The following is a 19,343-nucleotide window of genomic DNA, read 5'->3' as shown; positions in this document are numbered from 1 at the left end:
GTTAGCGGAGAATGTCTTAAGACACTCCCCGCTAATTTTAAAGCAAACGGTGCTGAGCACCGTTCTTAATCACCTCGCCAAAACCTACCGAAATATGGTGTTGGTTTATTAGCGCTGATTTATGGGGATCCCTCAGCGCTGATGCGGGCTTTTTATATTTTAAAATATAAATTTAAAGATGTTTTTAGTCGGTTATTTGTGTTTTATTTTTTTCATTAAGTTAAATTTGATTGTCTTCGAGTGCAGTTTTTTTATTTTATCTTCTATTTGATGTCTGTCATCATTGTGCTGTATTATGACTATTTCCTTTTCTGTTTTCTTCGCGATTTTATATTCTTCCAATGCCCACTTTGATTTTGAATAGCCATCAGAACCAAAAATAATCATAGCATCAGCAGATAGAAGCTCATCATACACTCTTTCTTGTTTGTTGTTGCTATCATTGTTTATTATATCTATATAAGAAATGAAACCATGTTTTTTTATTATTCCAGAAAGGTGTTCTAGTAGGTAAATATCTATTTTATGATCTCTTGTTGTATAGCTAACGAATATTTTTGGTTTTTTGTTTGATTTGTAATATGCGATTGCAATTGATAGTAATGTATATATTATAGCAGGTGATAATGTTTTTGATATAAGTGATGACAAAAATAGAATGATTCCATAGATTACGAAATAAATAATCATGCTGTTATTGAATAATGATGAGAACCAGTTTGACTTTTTAGTGGTAATGGGTGATAGGTTATTTTTTATTAATATTTTATTTTTATATTTGTTTTGCCTTACTCTATTACTTTTTTGATAAAAATAGGTGGCGGCATCGGCTATATGAAACAATATTGTTATTATAAACGTAATGCATAAAGTGATGGATATGATTTTCTCATTGTCAATGTCAATTGGTTTTTTAAAGTTATAATTAGATAAAAGAAAACCATTGAAAACTCCAATGGTAGTTATACATAATTTTTTCACTTCAAATGAATATTTGCTTATCTCTAATATTGACGCGTGCATTTCATTAATTTCATTGAATATGATTTTATCACTTTTATTATCTTTGGTAATTTTTGAATATTTTGATTTTTTAAATGATTTGTGAAATTGACTCATTATTTTCCTGTTTCAAAATGGATTTTGAATGAATGTTTTTTATTTTTATTAGAAATTTATTTACGCTGATTTTTCATGTCGTTGTAAGCTATGATGTCGTGATTTTTATTTAACGTTACCGTAAGTGAATCAAAAAGATCATTTAAATTTAAATCCAACCCCACAGCAATCACCGCAATCACCTCCAACGTCGGATTTCTAACTCCGCGCTCGATCCCACTGATATAAGTACGATCTAAGCCACATTTATCCGCAAAGCCTTCCTGAGATAACCCCGCCTCTAGGCGAAGTTTTCTAACTCTTTGCCCAAATTGAGCTGTGATATTTTTTGTATTTTCCATGCGGATAAGCATTATCCTTCGTTGCTTATCAGACCACGGACTATGAGTCACATTTATGAATTGTTTTACTGTTATGAGAACTGAGATTTAAAGATTAGATGGGATCGGAAAATACAAACAGGTTGGCAAGATCGATGTTTAAACCAATGGCAATGATGTGAAGCACTTCCAGAGTGGGGTTTCTAACGCCGCGTTCAATTCCACTGACATAAGTACGATCCAAGCCGCATCTTTCTGCAAGGGCTTCTTGAGAGAGACCTTTTTGCAATCTCAGTTGCTTAACACGTTGTCCCAGCTGGGCCTGGATTGAATTGGATGTTTTCATGTGATCAGCATCTTGTTTTGATGCTTATGAGTCCACGGACTATTAGTCACATGCGTTAATTTATGTGCTATGATGTGACTTATAGTCAACATCAAAGGAGGTTGTATGAAAGCACAGGACTGGCATCCGGCGGATATCATCGCTGGCATCAGGAAGAAAGGCACATCGCTGGCGGCGTTATCCAGGGACTCCGGGCTGGCGTCTTCGACGCTTGCAAACGCGTTAACCCGACGCTGGCCGAAGGGGGAGCGGCTTATTGCGGAAGCGCTGGGCAAGCAGCCGGAAGAGATTTGGCCTTCGCGCTATCCGGCTTTGAATCCAGGTGCGGTGGAAGAGGGTAATATTCACTCCCACTGTGACTGATCGTAAAAACAGGTCGGTTCCGCTGAAGAAACTGACCTGTTCAACATCCTAATGTTACTTATGCAGCGCCAGCCCCTTAATCACCTTATCCACCACCTTCTTCGGGCCGCGCATTGCCAGGCCGACCAGGTTCATGCTGTCGGCATCTTCTGCTCTGAATACTTCCCGGTTGGCTGCGTCATGCCCGGTGGAAAACATGGCGTGCACGTACGGGATCAGGGTTAGCTCGCGCTCCAGGCCTTTGCGGTGTGCGGTTTGCAGCCCGGCGAGGTCGGATTCGAAAATCAGCATCGGCTGGCCGGACAAATTGCCGTATTCGCGGCCTTTCGCGTCTATATAAGGCGCACCCATGATTTCCGGGGAGGCGGCGGCCACGCCGGTGCCGAGAAAAGCCACCACGTTCAGGCGCTGCCAGGTGGGTAAATCGTCGCGTACGATAAAGGCAATTTTGGTATCAAACATCTGTCCTGCTTCTCCGTTCATTTTTCTGAGAAAGCATCATCGAAGATGGCAGGGCGGTCAGTATAGAACGTTTGTGCAGCGGCGCTGGTAGGCGAGAGGGGAGAGGCGATAGGCGCGCTGGAACCAGCGTCCCATGTGGCTTTGGTCGGCAAATCCGGTTTGTGAGGCGACCAGAGCTGGCTCCTTCCCCTGGGCCAGCAGCGCACGGGCGGTGCGCAGGCGCAGCCGCACAAGATAAGCGTGAGGCGACTGGCCAAAAGCCTGCTTAAACTGGCGGTTGAGTCGGAACCTGTCGATGCCGGAGTGCAGCGCGAGCTCGTCCAGACCGATGTCCAGGTGCATACGATCGTGAAGAAAATCCCTGACCTCATACATTTGCCGAAGCGCATCGTTTGAGGCCGAAGGCGGCCTGATGCTGATGTGGCGGGAAAGCAGGGCGACAAGATGGTCGAGCGTCTGGTCGCGGGCGAGTCGGCCTTCGCGATGGTGGACGGCAAAAAATGCCTGCTGGATAGCAATACTGAGCTGCGGGTCGTCCGCCAGGGTGTTATGGAAGGCGGCTTCCAGCGTGGCGATATTGCCCAACCCACGGCGCTGCATATTCTCGCTCACCCAGGCCTGCGGCAGGTAGAGCATCGCGTAGGTAAAGCCTTCTGCTTCGGGAGCGTGGCCGTCGTGCACCGCGCCGGGTTCAATCAGAATGGCTCTGCCCGGATGGCTGGTGTGCGTGGTGCGGTGGCAGTTAAAGCGCTGGAGCCCTTGCTGCGTGATGCCGACAAGCACTTCGTCGTGGTCGTGCGCGTCATAAGCGTGGCCGGAGAAATGGGCGTTAATGCTCTCGATGCCGCTCTCTTCATCACGGTTGATATCAACCCAGTCTCTGCTGCTCGTTTTGTCGCGCGTTGTCATCCATCTGGTCTCGTTAGCTATTGAGAAGAAAACCAGTTTTCAAAAGTTAAAATGTCCGATAGCTATCAGATAGCATTCCATTTTCTTCAGTTAGCTGGTTTAAATATTCAAGTGCTTGAATATTCTCAAGCTGTATTTTTGCGTTTATTAAAGCGAACTCTTCATCCTGACTAGCTAGCGGTTCGCTGTCCACGGAAGGGGAGGCTTTGTCTATGTCGGACATGTAATTTCCCTTTTGCAGCCATTTTATCTTAGTAATGAAAGCTACCACATACGCTGGATATTGCGGTGTCGTTTAGCTAAAAACCACCATAAAGCCAGGTCGTTCAGGGAACGCTACTACGATTTCTCCAGCAGAAAGTTCCCGCCGGCCAGAGGTTGCAAAATCTCCCACCATAAGCCCGCTATATAAATCCCGGTTGATCTGCTAAAACATCTGGCGGCCTGACTACGGCAAAAGTAAAACAAGACTGAGGTAACGAGCACCATGAATAAAGCAGATCATCTCCAGGCGGTCACGGCCAAAGCCAGAGCCATCATGGCCCGTAACAATATAGAGGCTTTGGTGGTGACCACTCCGGACAACTTTTGCCATGTGACCGGGTTTGCCAGTTTCTTTATGTACACCTTTCGTCACACCGGCGCGGCGCTGGCGGTTATATTCCGGGATGAAAAGCTGCCTTCTTTGATCGTGATGAACGAGTTCGAGGCGGCAGGCCTGCAGTTTGATCTGGCGAATTATGAACTGAAGACCTTCCCGGTTTGGGTGGATGTCGATGAGCCTTTCAACCCGCAGCGGGTGATTAAAGAACGGCCGATTGGCCCGCCGGTCGAAGCTGTTTTCACGCTGCTCAAGTCCATTTTAGCGGATGCGGGCGTGCTGGATAAAAACATCGCTATCGAGCTGAATGTGATGAGCAATGGCGGCAAGCAGACCCTGGATAAGACGATCCCGAATTTACGGCTGGTGGATTCCACGGCAATCTTCAATGAGCTACGAATGGTCAAAAGCCCGTGGGAGATAGCCTTCCTGCGTAAAAGTGCGCAGATTACCGAGTATGGGATCGGTGAAGCCCTTAAAGAGATTGGCGAAGGCTGTTCGGCGTGGGATCTCACCGCCGCCTATAAAGCGGCCGTGATGCAGCACCCGGAAACCAACCTTTCGCGCTTCCATTTGATCTCGGTGGGCGATGATTTTGCGCCTAAACTCATCCCGAGCCGTGAACCCGTTAAACCGGGGGATTTAATCAAGTTTGACTGCGGCGTGGACGTAGCCGGGTACGGCGCGGATTTGGCGCGTACCGTGGTATTCGGGCAGCCAACGGCAATGGCTGAGCGAATTTACCAGACCATTTTGCAGGGCCACGAACACATGCTGAGCCTGATTGGCCCGGGTGTGAAGCTCAGTCATGTGTTTAACGACACGATGAGCAAAATCAAAGCCAGCGGCTTGCCCCATTATAACCGGGGCCATTTAGGGCATGGCGATGGGCTGTTCCTGGGCCTGGAAGAGGCACCTTTTATTAGCGCGGCGGCAACCGAAACCTTCGAGCCTGGCATGGTCTTTAGCGTGGAAACGCCTTACTACGGCATTGGCGTTGGGGCGATCATGCTGGAAGATATGTTGCTGATAACCGACGACGGCTATGAGCTGTTTAGCCAGCTACCCCGAGAATTACGGCGCTTCGGGTAAGCTTAATCAGGGGGCATTAAGATGCCCCTTTATTTTTGCCCTCAGCTAAAAAATGCCAGCTTAAAGGCAAACAGCGCCAGGAATAGGCCGGTGGCTTTTTCCAGCATATAAACCATGCCGGGGCGGGTGCGGACCTTCTCGGCAAGCGAAGTCGTCAGGAAGATCATTATCGAACAGTAGATAAAGGTCAGCGCGGCCGCTGTGCCCGCCAGAATCCCGAAGGTCGGGATCCCCAGACTGCGCGCCGGGTCGATAAACAGCGGCAGGAACATCACGTAGAACAGAATAGGTTTGGGGTTCATCAGGGTGATGGCCATGCCCTGTAAAAACGGCGTTCTTTTGCCGGTCACCGGCGGCGGCGGCGCGCCGGTTTTCGCCTTCATCAGCAGTTGCGCGCCCATCCACAGCAGGTAAGCGGCACCCAGCCATTTAATCACCTGGAAAACGTGAGGCGAGGACTCAAGCAGCGCCGCCACGCCCGCGATAGCCAGCCACAGCAGCACCTGGTCACCCAGCAAAATCCCCATCAGACAGAGATAGCCGCTGCGCGCGCCGCCTTTGCTGGCGCTGGTGATCAGGATCAGATTGCCGGGGCCGGGAATGATTAACAGCAGGATGAAAGAGACGACAAAGGTGCCGTAATGGATGATGCCGGGCATGCTCAGGTTTTCCTTAAAAGTGCTTGGTTCAGGTGCTGCGTTCTTGCTTTTATGCGCCGTACTGGCTGGCTTTATGATGGGAAGGAAGGCCGGTAGGCGGCAACCGAAAACCGTGATATGTTTTCCTTATCTATGAAGAAATTCGATTTGTCGAAGCCTGTCCTTTCCAATAACTGACTGAAAATATGGCCGGAATAAAGCTTAATCAGCTGGAAATGCTGATAGCCGTAGTTGAAAACAATGGTTTCAGCGCCGCAGCCGCAGCAATGGGCTGTACGCAGTCGCGCATCAGCCATGCCATTGCCGAGCTGGAGCAGCATCTGAATGTGCGCCTGCTGCACCGCTCGCGCAGCGGCTGTGTGCCGACTGCCGCCTGCACGCAGATCCTCAAAGATGCTAAAAAAATCATGCAGCTGCTGGACGGCATTGAGCAGACGGCGGCGGAAGCGCCACAGCTTGCCGGGCGTGTGCGGGTAGCCTGCTTCCGCAGTGCGACGGCGAACCTGCTGCCGCCTTATTTTGAAGCGCTCGCCACGGCCTTGCCCGATATCCATCTGGATATTGATGACAGCGCGACGGAATACCATCACCTCAACGACGCGGTGGTGTCCGGGCGGGCGGACATCGGCATTACCATTCAGGGCTACCCGGACTTGCTGCACGGCGTGCCGTACATCAGCGACCCTTACGTATTGATGCTGCCCCGCAGCTTTCGGTTACAGCAGCCCTTTAGCTGGCATCAACTGGAAAACCTGCCGTTTATCCAGCCGAACGCCAATACATTAAGCCCCGCCGTGGAGCGCTGCCGTGAGATGGGGCTGCGTAATGAGGTGGTGCATAAGCTGGCCAGCGACAGCGGCATTGTCGGGCTGGTGAATCAGGGCCTGGGGTTCTCCATTATGCCGTGGCTGTCGGTGTTGCCGGTGCCGGAGAATATGCGCATTCTGGATTTGCCCCAGCCTCTGCGCCGCCATCTGTTTATCGTCACGCGCCCGGAATTGCGTCATGACAAAGTGATCGCCACGCTGATTAACTTCCTGCGTGATAAGGCGCTGATCCGCACGACCAGCGTCTGGCGCTCGGGCATGCTGGCTTTCGATTACTGATCGGCTTCCAGCCATTGGCTGGTCAGTGAGATGGTCTGAAAGTCAAAGTTGATGCGCATCCGCACGCCGAGCGGGAGCGTCAGCATTGGGTGCGTGTGGCAGCAGTCGAAATCGGACACGACTGGGATCTCGCGGCCATTCAGCACTTCCCTCAGGATTTGCAGCGGCGTTTTTCCGCTGCCCTGGTCGTCAAACAGCTCGTGCCTGCCGAGCACAATGGCGGCGATGCGGTCGAACACGCCGCACAGTAAAAGATGGGAAAACTCTCGCTCCAGCTCCGCCGCGCTATGCAGGCTGTCCTCAATAAACAGAATATCGCCCCGGTTGATATCGGGCATGTATTCGCTGCCCCAAATGCCATAAAGCGTATTCAGGTTGCCGCCAATGACGCGGCCTTCCACGTTGCCCGAGCCCTCGAAGCGCCAGCTACCTGGCCGCAGGGTCTTCGCCCGGGATTGCGTTTCCCAGTCGAGCATCTCCTCGGTCCATTCTGCGGGCTGACTCAGCGTGTACGGCAACGCCTGCGGCCGGCTGAGGATATTGAGCAAATACTCAAACGTGCTGTCGACAAGGGGAGGGAGTTCGCCAAAAGAAGCGACTACCGCCGGGCCATAAAAGGTAATCAGCCCAATTCTCTGATAGATGCCGGCCAGCAGCGCGGTCACGTCCGAATAGCCGATGATAATTTTGGGATCTTTCATCAGCTGTGCGTAGTCGATATAAGGCAGCAGCGAGTTGCTGTTTAAGCCGCCGATGGCCGAAATAATGCAGCGCACGTTAGGGTCATGCAGCAGCGCATTAAACTCATCCGCCCGCTCGCGAATGGAGCCAGAACGCCAGAAATCCTTTTTGCCCGTCAGGCTGCCTTCCTGCAAATAAAACCCCTTTGACTCGATAAAAGCCTTCGCGCGTTGGTAGCGCTGCGGCGCAAAAGCGGTGGCGGCGGAAGAGGGGGAAAACACCGCGAGCGTATCGCCGGGGGTTAAAGGGCGGGCATAAATCTGGTGCATGGCGTCATTCTCCTTATTGTTTTTTAAATAATAGTGCGAAGAAGTGTTGCCACAATAGTTATTCCAATAACTCAGGGTAAATAATTAATCCTTTGTTTTTATAGGTGTAATTGTCTTTCGATCTATAGTTATTTTCCGGCAATTCTTAGCATCATGTTGAATTTGTGAACGCATTTGACTCTGCAATACTGCCCCGACGTGTGCTGAAACGTATAAGCCCGAAGGGCAAAATTGCGCGGTATGAGGAAGTGCAGAAGCATCATGATTCAACTAGAAAACATCAATAAGATCTATCCGGGCAATGTGCAGCACGCGATCAACTCGCTGAATATGACCATCAACGAAGGGGAGTTTTGCACCTTTGTTGGCCCCAGCGGCTGCGGGAAAACCACCACGCTGAGAATGATTAACCGGCTGGACATTCCGGACAGCGGTGAAGTCTATATTCAGGGGGAACCGCTCTCCCGCGCTGATATCATTCAGATTCGCCGCAAAATTGGCTTTGTGATGCAAAGCCCGGCGCTGTTTCCTCATCGTACAGTCGCGGAAAACATTGCCACCGTGCCACGTCTTTTAGGTTGGGACAAACGAGCCATTTCCCGCCGCATCGACGAGCTGGTGGCGCTGATGTCGCTCAACCCTTTAGTGCTCAAGCGTTACCCGCACCAGCTTTCCGGCGGGCAGCAAAGCCGCGTCTCTATTGCTCGCGCGCTGGCGGCGGACCCGCCAATTTTGCTGATGGACGAACCCTTTGCCGCCATCGACCCGGTGGTACGGGACAAGCTGCAGGGCGACCTGCTGGAGCTTCAGGCCCGGCTGCACAAAACTATTATTCTGGTCACTCACGACATCAACGAAGCGATTCGCCTCGGCGACCGCATTGCCATTTTCCGTGAAGGCGGGCACCTCGCGCAGTTCGATACCCCAGACAACATTCTTTCCTGGCCCGCCAGCGACTTTGTGCGCGACTTCATCGGCCCGGAACCGAACCTCAAACGCCTTGGCATGATGCGGGTCGGCGACCTGCCGCGCCACGATGTGCCGGTTCTCACTCACGATGGCGTGCCGCTATCGGGCGAGCATCCGCTGCTCGGGCAGCAGCGAGCTTTGGTTCTGGACGCCGAAGGACGGCCGCTGCACTGGCAGGAAAACGGGCAGCAGGCCGCGGTGCGTATTGCCGAAGAAGGGCAGTCGCTGCGCCATGTTTACAGCACATTGTTGGACGTACCGCAGGGCGTGCTGGTGCGCGTGACGGCGGAAGGCCACTACGCGGGCGCTATCGATAGCGGCGTGCTGAGCGACGCGCTTAACCGCCATCAGGAGCTGCACCGCAATGATTGACTGGCAATGGGTGACCGACAACCTCGAGATGATAGGCGAGCTGATGCTGCAGCATTTGCAGATGGTACTGATATCGCTGGCGATGGGTACGCTGCTGACCGCCGCGATGCTTTTGCTGTCCATCGTCTGGCCCGCGCTCTCCGGCCCGCTGATCTCATTGAGCGGCGTGCTGTTTACCATCCCGTCGCTGGCGCTGTTTATTCTGCTGCTGCCGTGGACCGGGCTGTCCGTTACCACGGCGGTTATCGGCCTGACGCTTTATTCGCTGCTGATCCTGCTGCGTAACGTGCTGGCCGGTATGCAGAAACTGCCAGCCGATGTACTGGAGTCGGGAAGGGCGCTCGGCTATACGCGCTTCGGTCGCTTTCTCGAGGTTGAACTGTTTCTGATCCTGCCCGCGCTGTTTGCCGGGCTGCGTATCGCTTCGGTCACGCTGGTCGGGCTGGTTATCGTCACCGCGCTTATCGGCCAGGGTGGACTGGGTCAGCTGATGATCCTCGGGTTTAACCAAAACTTTTTGACGCCGATCCTCGTCAGCCTGGCGCTGAGCCTGGTGCTGTCGCTGGTTCTTGACCTGCTGATCGCCCGCCTGGGGTACAGCCTGACCGGGTGGACGCGCTGATGAACATTCTCCATGACACCTGGCTGTGGTTCCTGCAGGCCGACCACTGGCGCGGCGACCTCGGTATCTGGCATCGCTTCGCAGAACACCTTTATTACGTGCTGATTAGCCTGGTGATTGGCGCGCTTATCGCCCAGCCTCTCGGCATCCTTTTGGGCTACTGGCGGCGCGGCGGCTTTCTGGCGATCAACCTGTTCAACATCGGCCAGGCGTTTCCATCGCTGGGAATAATCTTGCTGTGCATCATGCTGCTCGGTTTTAACGACGTGCCGGTGTTTATCGCCCTGGTGGCGCTAGCCATTCCGCCGATGCTGACCAACACCTACGTCGGCATCAGCCATGCCGATCAAACGCTGTGTGATGCCGCCAAAGCGATGGGCATGACGCCGCTGCAAAGCCTGCTGAAAGTGCGTATTCCGCTGGCGATGCCGCTGATTTTTGCCGGTATTCGTACCTCACTGTTGCAGCTTATCGCTACCGCCGTGGTAGCAGCCTATGCCGGGCTGGATGGCTTAGGGCGTTTTCTTATCGATGGTCTCGGACAGCGTGATTACCCGCAGGTCATCGCCGGTTCAGTCGTTATCTCATTGCTGGCGATTGGCTGCGAACTGCTGATGTCGCAGGTGGCGAAGCGCTGGTTCAATTTTGCAGTGCCAACGGCAGGCTAAGACCTGCGCACAACACAACATAAAAGAGAGAAGGGTTATGATGATAAAAAACTGGTTATCCACGGCAGGTAAGGGCTTTCGGATTACATTACTGGCCGCAGGGTTGGCAAGCGCAGGGTTTGCCGCTCACGCGGAAACCGTCACCATCGGCGGGGCGAACTACTCTGAACAAACGATACTGGCTAACATTTACGCCAGCGCGCTGAAGCAGCAGGGCATCGATGTCAAAACTCGCCTGAACCTCGGTAACCGCGAAATCATTATTCCGGCGCTGAAAACCGGCGAGCTGGACGTGGTGCCGGAATACCTGGGCGCGCTACTTAACTACTATCACGGCGGCAGCAAGTCGACCACCGAGCAGGAAGTTTCTGAGGAGCTGAAGCAGGCGCTGCCTGCGGATCTGGTTCTGCTGAACCCTTCTCCGGCCGCGTCGATTACCGCATGGGGCGTGCGTGAAGAGACGGCCAAAAAATATAACCTGAAAACGCTGTCCGACCTGGCGAAGGTTGCACCTGAGCTGGTGGTTGGCGGCCCGCCAGAAGTTGCCACTCGCGCCCTTGGCCTGCCGGGCCTGGAGCGCGTGTACGGTATCAAATTCAAATCTTTCAAGTCGCTGGATATCGGTGGCCCGCTGAGCCGCCTGGCGCTGAACTCCGGCAAGATTGACGTCGCCACGCTGGTTTCTACCCAGGGCGACCTGCTGAAGGAAAAATGGGTCGTGCTGGAAGATGACAAGCACGAACAGCCTGCGCAAAACCTGGTGCCGCTGACCCATAAAGGCGCCGTTTCGCCGAAGGTCGAAGAAATTCTCAATAGCATCTCCGCTAAGTTAACCACCAAAGATTTAATCCAGCTGAACAAGTTGGTGGATGTCGATCATAAAGATCCGGCTAAAGTTGCCGACCAGTGGGTAAAAGAGAAACTGGCCGCTAAATAAAGAGTCCCCGGCCAGGGAGGGCCATTTCACTACGAGTATCCCGACATGTCGCAAGCTACCGCCATTTTTAATCTTTTTTTCTTTAACCCTCAGGGCGATTACCGCTTTTCATGGCGGCACCCTGAGGCTCCCGGTAAAGAAATTTTCAGCCTGAAGTATTACGCCGAGCTGGCGCGTAAAGCCGAGGCGGCAACCCTCGACAATATTTTTATTGCCGATCACGTTGCCATCTGGGATACGGTGCCGAGCGGCATTCCGCATTATGCTAACCCGCGTCTGGAGCCGATTACGCTGCTGGCGGCGCTGGCGGCAACGACCGAAAATATCGGCCTGATGGCAACCGCCTCAACCTCCTATACCGAGCCGTATAACCTGGCGCGTTATTTTGCCTCGCTGGACTTTCTGAGCGAGGGGCGTGCCAGCTGGAACGTCGTCACCTCCTGGCTGCCGGAAGAGGCCGCTAACTATGGCCTGGACACGCTGCCGGAGCACGGCAGGCGCTACGAGCGGGCGGCCGAGTTTATCGACGTTGTACGCAAACTGTGGGATTCCTGGGAAGACGATGCGGTGCTGATCGATAAGCAGACCGGCTACTTTGCGGACCCCGAGCGCGTGCATCCCCTGAACCACGAAGGCAAATTCTTTAAGGTGCGCGGGCCGCTTAACGTGCCGCGCCCGCCTCAGGGCCACCCGATTGTGGTGCAGGCGGGGTCTTCCGAGTCCGGCAAGCAGCTGGCCGCCGCTCAGGCAGATATCCACTTTGTCTTTATGAGCAATATTGAGAAGGGCCTGGCGTACCGCGCGGATATGGACCGGCGGCTGCGTGAGCTGGGGCGCTCTCCGGCGCACTTCAAGATCCTCGGCGGCGTGCTGCCGGTAGTGGTGAATACGCCGGAAGAAAAAGCGCAGCGCCAGAAGCTTATTCAAACGCTGATGAACGACCAGATGGCGTTGGATCTTCTTAGCACCTATCTGCGGATGGATATGGGGGAATACGATCCTCACGCGCCGCTGCCGGAAGAAAACGGCTTCGACGGGCTGCGCACCGCCCTGCAGATAATCAAAGGTTACGATCCGGCGCTGACGGTGCTGGAGCTGGGAAGATTACTGCTTCAAAGCTCCGACAGTTGGTTGGTGATCGGTACGGCACAGGAGGTGGCGGACACCTTAAGTGAGGCGTTCATTGCCGGAGCGGTTGACGGCTATAACCTGATGTTCCCGTTCCTGCCGGTAGATTTTGATAACTTTATCGACCAGGTTGCGCCGATCCTGAAGAAGAGCGGGGTGATGCAGCAGGCTTATCGTCCCGGAACGCTACGCGAGAAGCTGGGGCTGCCGCCAGCGGTGAATCAGTTTAGCCGTAAATGATGGGATTGCCTCTCGTCCTGTACGTTCGGCGGCGAGAGGCAGAGTGAGGGAAAGCTATCCGAGATACTCAATAATCGACAGCCCGCCGTTATAGTCGGTGCTGTAGATCATTCCCTGAGCATCTACAAACACATCGCAGGACTGGATAACGCGCGGGCGACCGGGGCGGGTATCCATCATCTTTTCCGGCGCAGCCGGAACCAGCGCCGCCGTTTCTACCGGACGGTACGGATTAGAAATATCATAAGCCCTGACGCCTGCGTTCTGATATGTGGCGAAAATCAGCGTGTCGCTAATAAAGCTGCCGGGGCGGTTCTCGTGCAGGTTATGCGGGCCGAAGTGTGCGCCTTTCGCCACATAATCAATCTCATCCGGCTGCGGGAATGTGGAGATACTGACCGGGTTCGACGGGTCACGAATATCAAACAGCCAAATCAGCTTCTCGCCGTCCTCCTGGTTGTCCAGCACCGCTTCGTCGAGTACCACCAACAGGTCGCGCTTTGGCAGCGGCAGCGCAGTGTGCGTACCGCCGCCAAACGGCGGGCTCCAGTTGCGGTGGCTGATGAGCTGCGGCTGCGTACGGTCAGACACGTCCAGCAGCGTCAGGCCGCCGTCGCGCCAGCTGGCATAGGCCGTGTCGCCGCTGATAATTGCGTGGTGTAACGCATAGCGTTTACCTTCCGGCCATGTCGGCTGCTCGCCTGCCGCGGTGTTCATCCCCGGCAGCCACCAGTTACCTGCAACCTGCGGGTTACGCGGGTCGGCGAGGTCGATGGTCAGGAAGATGTAGTCGCTAAAGCCGTCTATCAGCGCCGAAACGTAAGCCCAGCGGCCGCCCACATACCAGCAGCGGTGAATGCCGATGCCGCTTAGCGACAGGAAGCTGATTTCCTTAGGTTTGTCCGGCGTGGAGATATCAAAAATGCGTAATCCGGCGCTCCAGCCTTTGTCCTGCACGTCGCGTACCGTTTCGCCGACCGATTTGGTGTAGTAAACCTTTTCGTCGGCGAAACGCACGTCGGCGAACAGGTCGCGGGCGTTAATCACCAGCAGCAGGTCGTCGTGCGCCTGCAGATGGATATTCCATGTGCCCGGCGGGGCAGGCACGAAGCCCGCTGCTTTCGGATTTTTGGGGTCACGAACGTCGACAATCGAAAAGCCCTGCGACACCATATGGCCGATGTACGCATAGCCGCGATGCACCATCAGCTGCACTCCGTCGGGTTTTCCCCCCTGATCGCTGTGGCCGATAAGCCGCATATTGCGGCTGTATTCGGGTTGTGGCAGTGCCATTGGCATTCCTTACTTGTTTTTAGCTTCCAGAGTGGCAAACCACGGCGCGATAAAGTCGTCGGTCTGGCCCCAGCCTGGAATGATTTTGCCCAGAGAAGCCACGTTTATTGGGCCTGGCTGGCTGGCCAGCAGCGCCTGAGGAATGGCGGCCGCTTTAAAGTCGTAGGTTGCGGGCGTTTGTTCCCCGGCAATTTTGTACGCGACGAGGCGCACGTTGGTGGCGCCAATCAGCTTCGGATCCACCGCCACGCTGACTTTCCACGGGCTATTGGCTTCACGCATCAGCTGAATATCCTGGTTGGAAACGTCGATGCTGTAGAGTTTGATTTCGGTGCGGCCGTTTTCCTGCAGCGCTTTATAGGCGCCCTGGCTGAAGGCGTCCCAGGTGCCCCAGATAGCGTCGATCTTGCCTTTCGGATACTTCGCCAGTATCGCGCCCACTTTGTTCGCGGTGTCACCCTGCACGTCGGAGGACACCGCGCCGATGGACTCCAGTTCTTTAATGCCCGGATTGGCTTTCAGCAGCTCCTGATAGGCGGCCTGGCGGCGCTCCATCGGTGGGAAGCCCGCAACCCACAGCTTGATGATGTTGGCTTTGCCGTTGAAATCCTTGACCAGTTGCCCGAAGGAGAGGCCGGTCAGCGAAGCATCGTCCTGCTGGGTCACGGTCACGCCGGGAATAGTGCCATTGACGGCGGTATCAAACACCGACACCGCAATGCCTGCGGCCACGGCTTTTTTCACCAGCTCGGTAGAGTAAGGATCACGACCCTGGGAAAGAATAATCCCATCATACTTCTGGCTGATGGCCTGGTTCACAAAGTCCTGGAAGCGTGCGTCGTCGCCGTTGCTCAGGAACGTGCTGACCTTAAAGCCCAGCTTTTTGGCCTGCTGAACCGCCCCGGCGACAAACTGGGTGGTGTTGTCGTCGGAACCCAGGTTACGAATAACGGCGATGCGAACCGGGCCGTCGTGCGCGGCAATTTTTTCCGGTACCGGGGTCGGTGTAGCAGCATGGCCAGGCAGCGCGGCAAGCAGGCTAAGCGCCAGCAGTGAAGTCGTCAGTTTTTTCATGGTCGTTACCCTGTGTGAAGTGTTGTTTTAGCGTCGTTGTATGTATGTAATCGCCAGCGCTGCAGCCAGCACCAGGCCTTTAATAATGTCCATGGCGTAGTAGGGCACGGAGAGCATCACCAATCCGTTTTGCAGCACGCCCAGAATCACCGCCCCGACCAGGGTGCCAAGCGCATTAGGTTTGCCGGAACCTGCCAGAGAGAAACCAATCCAGGCCGCGGCTACGGCGTCCATCAGGTAGCCACCACCGGCGTTGACCTGAGAAGATCCGATGCGTGAGGCGAGCAGAATGCCGCCCAAGCCCGCAAGCAGCGAGGCCAGAACGTAGGCCGCCACGCGATAGCGAGTGGTACGGATGCCGGAAAGACGAGCCGCTTCCGGGTTGCCGCCGATGGCGTACATCCTGCGTCCATGTTTGGTCAGAGACAGCGCGAGCTGGGCAACCAGCGTCACTACCAGCATGATGATGACGATGGTCGGCACCTGTCCCAGCAGGCCAAAGGCCGCCGGAATCGTCCCTTCGGCCATATCGCCGCTCGGCAACACCATGTTTTCGGTAATTGACCCACCGTAGCTGTAGGTCATTGCCACGCCCTGAATCACAAACAGGCTGGCAAGCGTAGCGAGCATGTCCGGAATCTTCAGCACCACGATCAGGAAGGCGTTAAACAGCCCGACCAGCGTACACAGCACCAGGGTGATGAGAATCGCTTCGGTAGTGCCGAATCCGTGCCAGACAAACAGCGAAATCACCAGCGCGTTAGCCAGCGAAGCGGTAGAGCCCACGGACAAATCAAACCCGCCCACGGTGAGCGAGATAGACACGCCGATGGCAATCACCGTCACAATGGCGATGGAGCGCAAAATGTTGATGATGTTGTTCGGCTCAAGGAAGCTGTCGGAGGCAATGCCGAACAGCGCTACCAGCGCGACCACGGTGAGCAACATCCCCCATTTGTAGAGAAAGTCAAAAAGCTGCTGGCGGCCTGAAACGTTGGCCTTAAGGGATAATGCTTTGCTCACGCGGGTGTTCCTCCGGTGGAGTAGAGTAATAAGGTTTCTTCTGTGGCCCGGTGGCCGTCCAGCTCGGCGACGATGCGCCCGTCCCACAATACGCAGATGCGGTCGCACAACCCGACCAGTTCGGCAAATTCGCCGGAGGCGTAAATCACCCCTTTTCCGCGGCGAGCCAGCTGGTCAATCAGCACGAAGAGATCGGTTTTGGCTTTGATGTCCACGCCTTTGGTCGGCTCGTCAAAAATCAGCACGTCGGCTTCGTTGCGCAACCATTTGCCGATGGCCACTTTTTGCTGATTACCGCCGGAGAGGCGGCGCAGGGTTTGCGCCGGGCCGCTGGTACGGATCCCCAACTGCTTAATCGTCTCTTCCGCCCAGCGCTTTGCTTTACGGTGATCGAACAGCCCCCAGCGAGAAAACTGATTGTCCGCGCTGACGGCGAGATTCATGGTGACCGACTCGTCGATAAAAATGCCTTCTTTGCGGCGCTCCTCCGGCACCAGCACAACGCCGCGAGTAACCGAGTCTGCCGGGTCAGTCGGGCGCCAGCTTTTGCCTTTTAATTCGCCGCGCTCAAGGGTGCTGCGGGTGGCGCCAAACAGCGCTTTGCAAAGCTCTGTTTTCCCGGCGCCGGCGAGGCCCGCGATGCCCAGAATTTCGCCCTTACGCAGCCGCAGCGAGATGTCGCGCAGCAGAGCATCGTCATGCAGACCTTCCACCGCCAGCAGCGTGCCGCCCTCAACCGGCGGGCGGCGAGGAGGGTAAATATCGTCCAGCTGGTGGCCCAGCATCTTCTCGACAATCTCTTCGCCGCTAAGGTGTCCCATCGGGCCGCTGTCAACCAGTTTGCCGTCGCGCAGCACCGTCATCCGGTCGCAAATCGCCTTCAACTCGTGAATGCGATGGGAGATAAACACCACGCCGATGCCATTTTGCTGCAGCCTCTGCACGACGCGGAAAAGATGTTCGCTTTCCTGGCTGTCTAATGGGGCTGTGGGCTCATCGAGGATCAGAAAACGGCAGTGATGAGAGAGCGCCCGCGCCAGCAGGATTTGCTGTTTTTCCGCCAGGGTGCATTGCTCAATGCGTTTTTTGACGTCTATTACCACGTCGAGCTGGGTAAGCGCGGCGCGTGCCTGCTGATAAATCTGTGGCCAGCGATAGAAATGACCCGCCTCTGCCAGCTTATCGAGCATGATGTTTTCCGCCACGCTAAGGCCGGGCACCAGCGCAACATCGACCTCCTGCTGAACCAGGTGAATGCCCAGCAGTTTGGCGTCACGCGGGCTGCGGATTGTCACCGCTTCGCCGTCTATTAGGATCTCGCCCTGATAATGGGCGTGAGCGCCGGATAGCACCGCCATCAGCGTCGACTTGCCCGCACCATTTGCGCCGGTTAACGCATGTACCGAACCGCCGTCCAGCCGGAAGTTCACCCGACTCAGCGCGTTAAAGCCGGCGAAGGCGATGGAAATATCCCGCATCTCAAGGCGGTTAAGCGTGGTCATGGCGGCGGCGGTTTCCGGATTTAATGAATTGATCTGTCGAATTTTTAGCGGCCTTCTGGGTTGCGGGCAATGAATGAAAAGGCATAAGATAAAGCAAAATAATATTAGCCGTCCAGATGTCTGGACATATCATCGGTATAGAATATATCCCGCCAGCGAAGAAAAGGAAATGCATCATGACCAGCACCGCTATCCGCGTGGTTACCGGCCCTGCCAACTACTACTCTCATCCAGGCAGCCTTGCTCGCCTGACCGAGTTTTACAGCGAAGAACAGCTTAATAATGCGGTGTGGATTTACGGCCAGCGTGCTTTCGAGGCTGCGCGTCCTTACCTGCCTGCGGCATTTTCACTGCCGGGCGCGAAGCATATTCAGTTTGGTGGGCACTGCAGCGAAAGCGATGTGCAGAAGCTAGTAGCCGAGTCCGGTGAGCGCCAGGTGGTGATCGGCATCGGCGGCGGCGCGCTGCTGGATACGGTGAAAGTGGTGGCCCGTCGTTTGAATGCGCCAGCGGTGGCGATCCCGACCATCGCGGCAACCTGCGCGGCGTGGACGCCGCTGTCCGTGTGGTACAACGACGCCGGGCAGGCGCTGCGCTTTGAGATTTTCAACGATGCAAACCATCTGGTGCTGGTGGAGCCGGGGATCATTTTGCGTGCGCCGCAGGAGTACCTGTTGGCGGGGATCGGCGACACGCTGGCGAAATGGTATGAAGCGGTGGTGCTTAGCCCGCAGCCGGAAAATTTGCCGCTCACGGTGCGCCTCGGCATTGGGGCCGCGCTGGCTATCCGCGACGTCCTGCTCCAGAGCAGCGAGCAGGCGCTGGAAGATCAAAACCGCGGTGAGCTAAGCCAGGCGTTTCTGGATGTGGTCGAGGCGATTATTGCCGGAGGCGGTATGGTGGGGGGCCTGGGCGAACGCTATACCCGCGTTGCCGCCGCGCATGCCGTACATAACGGCCTGACGACGCTGCCGCAAACCGATCGTTTCCTGCACGGCACAAAAGTGGCCTACGGGATTCTGGTGCAGAGCGCACTGCTGGGGCAGGACGACGTTCTGGCACAGCTCACGCAGGCGTATAAGCGTTTCAATTTGCCCACAAAACTGGCGCAGCTGGATGTCGATATTCAACATCGTGCCGACCTGGATAAGGTGATTGCCCGTTCTTTGCAGGCGGGAGAGTCTATTCACGCGCTGCCGGTGGCGCTGTCGCCAGAGAGTTTTCTGGCGGCGCTGGAGAAAGTGGAAGGGTTGTAGGGGGGCATTTCGAATAGTCTCGATTATGCAGGGGCGGCTAAGGTTACGTTCACCCGTAGATCTACTTTCCCTGCATGTTCAGAGACGGTGAACGTGTCAGGTGGCATTACGCCATGCCCCCTGACCACCCCCGGCGCCCGGCAAGCTCATCGCCGCTAAAGCGGTAAACCCACCGGCTATCACCCAAACATTCGGGGTCGTTCGCGATTCGTTCCCGACGATCGCTCTCTTTCGCTGTTCCCGACAGCTCAACCCCGCCTGAGTTGGGTCAT

21 protein-coding genes are annotated in these 19,343 nt (G+C 55.0%); 9 read left to right on the top strand and 12 right to left on the bottom strand.

Annotated features, from left to right (window positions below; translation table 11 throughout):
• Positions 1–192 precede the first annotated feature (192 nt).
• From VGM55_RS21240 to VGM55_RS21230, 3 genes are all read right to left on the bottom strand, one after another.
• Positions 193–1,119 (bottom strand): hypothetical protein, encoded by a 927-nt coding sequence (locus tag VGM55_RS21240; protein WP_331636597.1) that lies wholly within the window; start codon positions 1,117–1,119, stop codon positions 193–195.
• A 56-nt stretch (positions 1,120–1,175) separates the two neighbouring features.
• Positions 1,176–1,460 (bottom strand): helix-turn-helix transcriptional regulator, encoded by a 285-nt coding sequence (locus tag VGM55_RS21235; protein ID WP_331636596.1) that lies wholly within the window; start codon positions 1,458–1,460, stop codon positions 1,176–1,178.
• 94 nt (positions 1,461–1,554) lie between these two features.
• Positions 1,555–1,785 carry a helix-turn-helix transcriptional regulator gene (locus VGM55_RS21230; RefSeq protein ID WP_331636595.1) on the bottom strand — a complete coding sequence of 77 codons (231 nt, stop codon included), beginning with the start codon at positions 1,783–1,785 and terminating at the stop codon, positions 1,555–1,557.
• Positions 1,786–1,890: 105 nt separating this feature from the next.
• Here VGM55_RS21230 and VGM55_RS21225 point away from each other — a divergent pair, with 105 nt between their 5' ends.
• Positions 1,891–2,148 (top strand): helix-turn-helix transcriptional regulator, encoded by a 258-nt coding sequence (locus tag VGM55_RS21225; RefSeq protein WP_331636594.1) that lies wholly within the window; start codon positions 1,891–1,893, stop codon positions 2,146–2,148.
• A gap of 54 nt (positions 2,149–2,202) precedes the next feature.
• Here VGM55_RS21225 and VGM55_RS21220 read toward each other — a convergent pair whose 3' ends face one another.
• From VGM55_RS21220 to VGM55_RS21210, 3 genes are read right to left on the bottom strand one after another with little or no spacing between them, the layout of a single operon-like run.
• The gene (locus tag VGM55_RS21220) at positions 2,203–2,610 is read right to left on the bottom strand and encodes a DUF2000 family protein (protein ID WP_331636593.1); all 408 of its coding nucleotides are present in this window, start codon (positions 2,608–2,610) and stop codon (positions 2,203–2,205) included.
• 57 nt (positions 2,611–2,667) lie between these two features.
• A complete protein-coding gene (locus VGM55_RS21215) occupies positions 2,668–3,519 on the bottom strand; it encodes an AraC family transcriptional regulator (RefSeq protein ID WP_331636592.1) in 852 nt (283 codons plus the stop codon).
• Between the two features lie 46 nt (positions 3,520–3,565).
• Positions 3,566–3,742 carry a type II toxin-antitoxin system CcdA family antitoxin gene (locus VGM55_RS21210; RefSeq protein WP_331636591.1) on the bottom strand — a complete coding sequence of 59 codons (177 nt, stop codon included), beginning with the start codon at positions 3,740–3,742 and terminating at the stop codon, positions 3,566–3,568.
• Between the two features lie 264 nt (positions 3,743–4,006).
• Here VGM55_RS21210 and VGM55_RS21205 point away from each other — a divergent pair, with 264 nt between their 5' ends.
• On the top strand, positions 4,007–5,212 hold the full coding sequence (locus VGM55_RS21205) for a M24 family metallopeptidase (protein WP_331636590.1): 1,206 nt from the start codon (positions 4,007–4,009) through the stop codon (positions 5,210–5,212).
• A gap of 41 nt (positions 5,213–5,253) precedes the next feature.
• Here VGM55_RS21205 and VGM55_RS21200 read toward each other — a convergent pair whose 3' ends face one another.
• Positions 5,254–5,871 (bottom strand): LysE family transporter, encoded by a 618-nt coding sequence (locus VGM55_RS21200; RefSeq protein WP_154187878.1) that lies wholly within the window; start codon positions 5,869–5,871, stop codon positions 5,254–5,256.
• A 185-nt stretch (positions 5,872–6,056) separates the two neighbouring features.
• Here VGM55_RS21200 and VGM55_RS21195 point away from each other — a divergent pair, with 185 nt between their 5' ends.
• Positions 6,057–6,977 (top strand): LysR family transcriptional regulator, encoded by a 921-nt coding sequence (locus VGM55_RS21195; RefSeq protein ID WP_331636589.1) that lies wholly within the window; start codon positions 6,057–6,059, stop codon positions 6,975–6,977.
• Here the strand turns inward: VGM55_RS21195 and VGM55_RS21190 are convergent.
• Positions 6,971–7,987 (bottom strand): S66 family peptidase, encoded by a 1,017-nt coding sequence (locus VGM55_RS21190; RefSeq protein ID WP_154187876.1) that lies wholly within the window; start codon positions 7,985–7,987, stop codon positions 6,971–6,973. The two genes, VGM55_RS21195 and VGM55_RS21190, sit on opposite strands and share 7 nt — an antisense overlap.
• Positions 7,988–8,248: 261 nt before the next feature.
• Between VGM55_RS21190 and VGM55_RS21185 the strand changes: the two genes are divergently transcribed.
• Genes VGM55_RS21185 through VGM55_RS21165 form a run of 5 tightly spaced genes read left to right on the top strand, consistent with a single transcriptional unit; the run spans position 8,249 to position 12,923 of the window.
• Positions 8,249–9,328, top strand: coding sequence for an ABC transporter ATP-binding protein (locus VGM55_RS21185; protein WP_331636588.1), 1,080 nt, complete (start codon positions 8,249–8,251; stop codon positions 9,326–9,328).
• On the top strand, positions 9,321–9,950 hold the full coding sequence (locus VGM55_RS21180) for an ABC transporter permease (protein ID WP_154187874.1): 630 nt from the start codon (positions 9,321–9,323) through the stop codon (positions 9,948–9,950). The genes VGM55_RS21185 and VGM55_RS21180 overlap by 8 nt, the downstream gene beginning before the upstream one ends.
• Complete coding sequence (locus tag VGM55_RS21175; RefSeq protein ID WP_154187873.1) at positions 9,950–10,618, top strand: ABC transporter permease; 669 nt, start codon at positions 9,950–9,952, stop codon at positions 10,616–10,618. The genes VGM55_RS21180 and VGM55_RS21175 overlap by 1 nt, the downstream gene beginning before the upstream one ends.
• Positions 10,619–10,655: 37 nt before the next feature.
• Complete coding sequence (locus VGM55_RS21170; protein ID WP_331636587.1) at positions 10,656–11,555, top strand: ABC transporter substrate-binding protein; 900 nt, start codon at positions 10,656–10,658, stop codon at positions 11,553–11,555.
• A 45-nt stretch (positions 11,556–11,600) separates the two neighbouring features.
• Entirely contained in the window at positions 11,601–12,923 is a 1,323-nt protein-coding gene (locus VGM55_RS21165) for an NtaA/DmoA family FMN-dependent monooxygenase (RefSeq protein WP_331636586.1), read from the top strand.
• A gap of 54 nt (positions 12,924–12,977) precedes the next feature.
• Here the strand turns inward: VGM55_RS21165 and VGM55_RS21160 are convergent, their stop codons facing one another.
• Genes VGM55_RS21160 through VGM55_RS21145 form a run of 4 tightly spaced genes read right to left on the bottom strand, consistent with a single transcriptional unit; the run spans position 12,978 to position 17,815 of the window.
• Positions 12,978–14,216, bottom strand: a complete 1,239-nt coding sequence (locus tag VGM55_RS21160; RefSeq protein WP_154187870.1) for an LVIVD repeat-containing protein — start codon at positions 14,214–14,216, stop codon at positions 12,978–12,980.
• A gap of 9 nt (positions 14,217–14,225) precedes the next feature.
• The gene (locus tag VGM55_RS21155; protein ID WP_154187869.1) at positions 14,226–15,290 is read right to left on the bottom strand and encodes a sugar ABC transporter substrate-binding protein; all 1,065 of its coding nucleotides are present in this window, start codon (positions 15,288–15,290) and stop codon (positions 14,226–14,228) included.
• Positions 15,291–15,317: 27 nt separating this feature from the next.
• Positions 15,318–16,313, bottom strand: coding sequence for an ABC transporter permease (locus VGM55_RS21150; protein WP_331636585.1), 996 nt, complete (start codon positions 16,311–16,313; stop codon positions 15,318–15,320).
• The gene (locus VGM55_RS21145) at positions 16,310–17,815 is read right to left on the bottom strand and encodes a sugar ABC transporter ATP-binding protein (protein WP_331636584.1); all 1,506 of its coding nucleotides are present in this window, start codon (positions 17,813–17,815) and stop codon (positions 16,310–16,312) included. The genes VGM55_RS21150 and VGM55_RS21145 overlap by 4 nt, the downstream gene beginning before the upstream one ends.
• 176 nt (positions 17,816–17,991) lie before the next feature.
• Here VGM55_RS21145 and VGM55_RS21140 point away from each other — a divergent pair, with 176 nt between their 5' ends.
• The gene (locus VGM55_RS21140) at positions 17,992–19,071 is read left to right on the top strand and encodes an oxidoreductase (RefSeq protein ID WP_331636583.1); all 1,080 of its coding nucleotides are present in this window, start codon (positions 17,992–17,994) and stop codon (positions 19,069–19,071) included.
• Positions 19,072–19,343 lie beyond the last annotated feature (272 nt).

This window comes from Cedecea sp. (assembly GCF_036500665.1).
Lineage (GTDB): Bacteria > Pseudomonadota > Gammaproteobacteria > Enterobacterales > Enterobacteriaceae > Cedecea.
The sequence above is the reverse complement of the archived record's forward strand: the minus strand, read 5'-3'. Positions and strand labels throughout refer to the sequence as shown.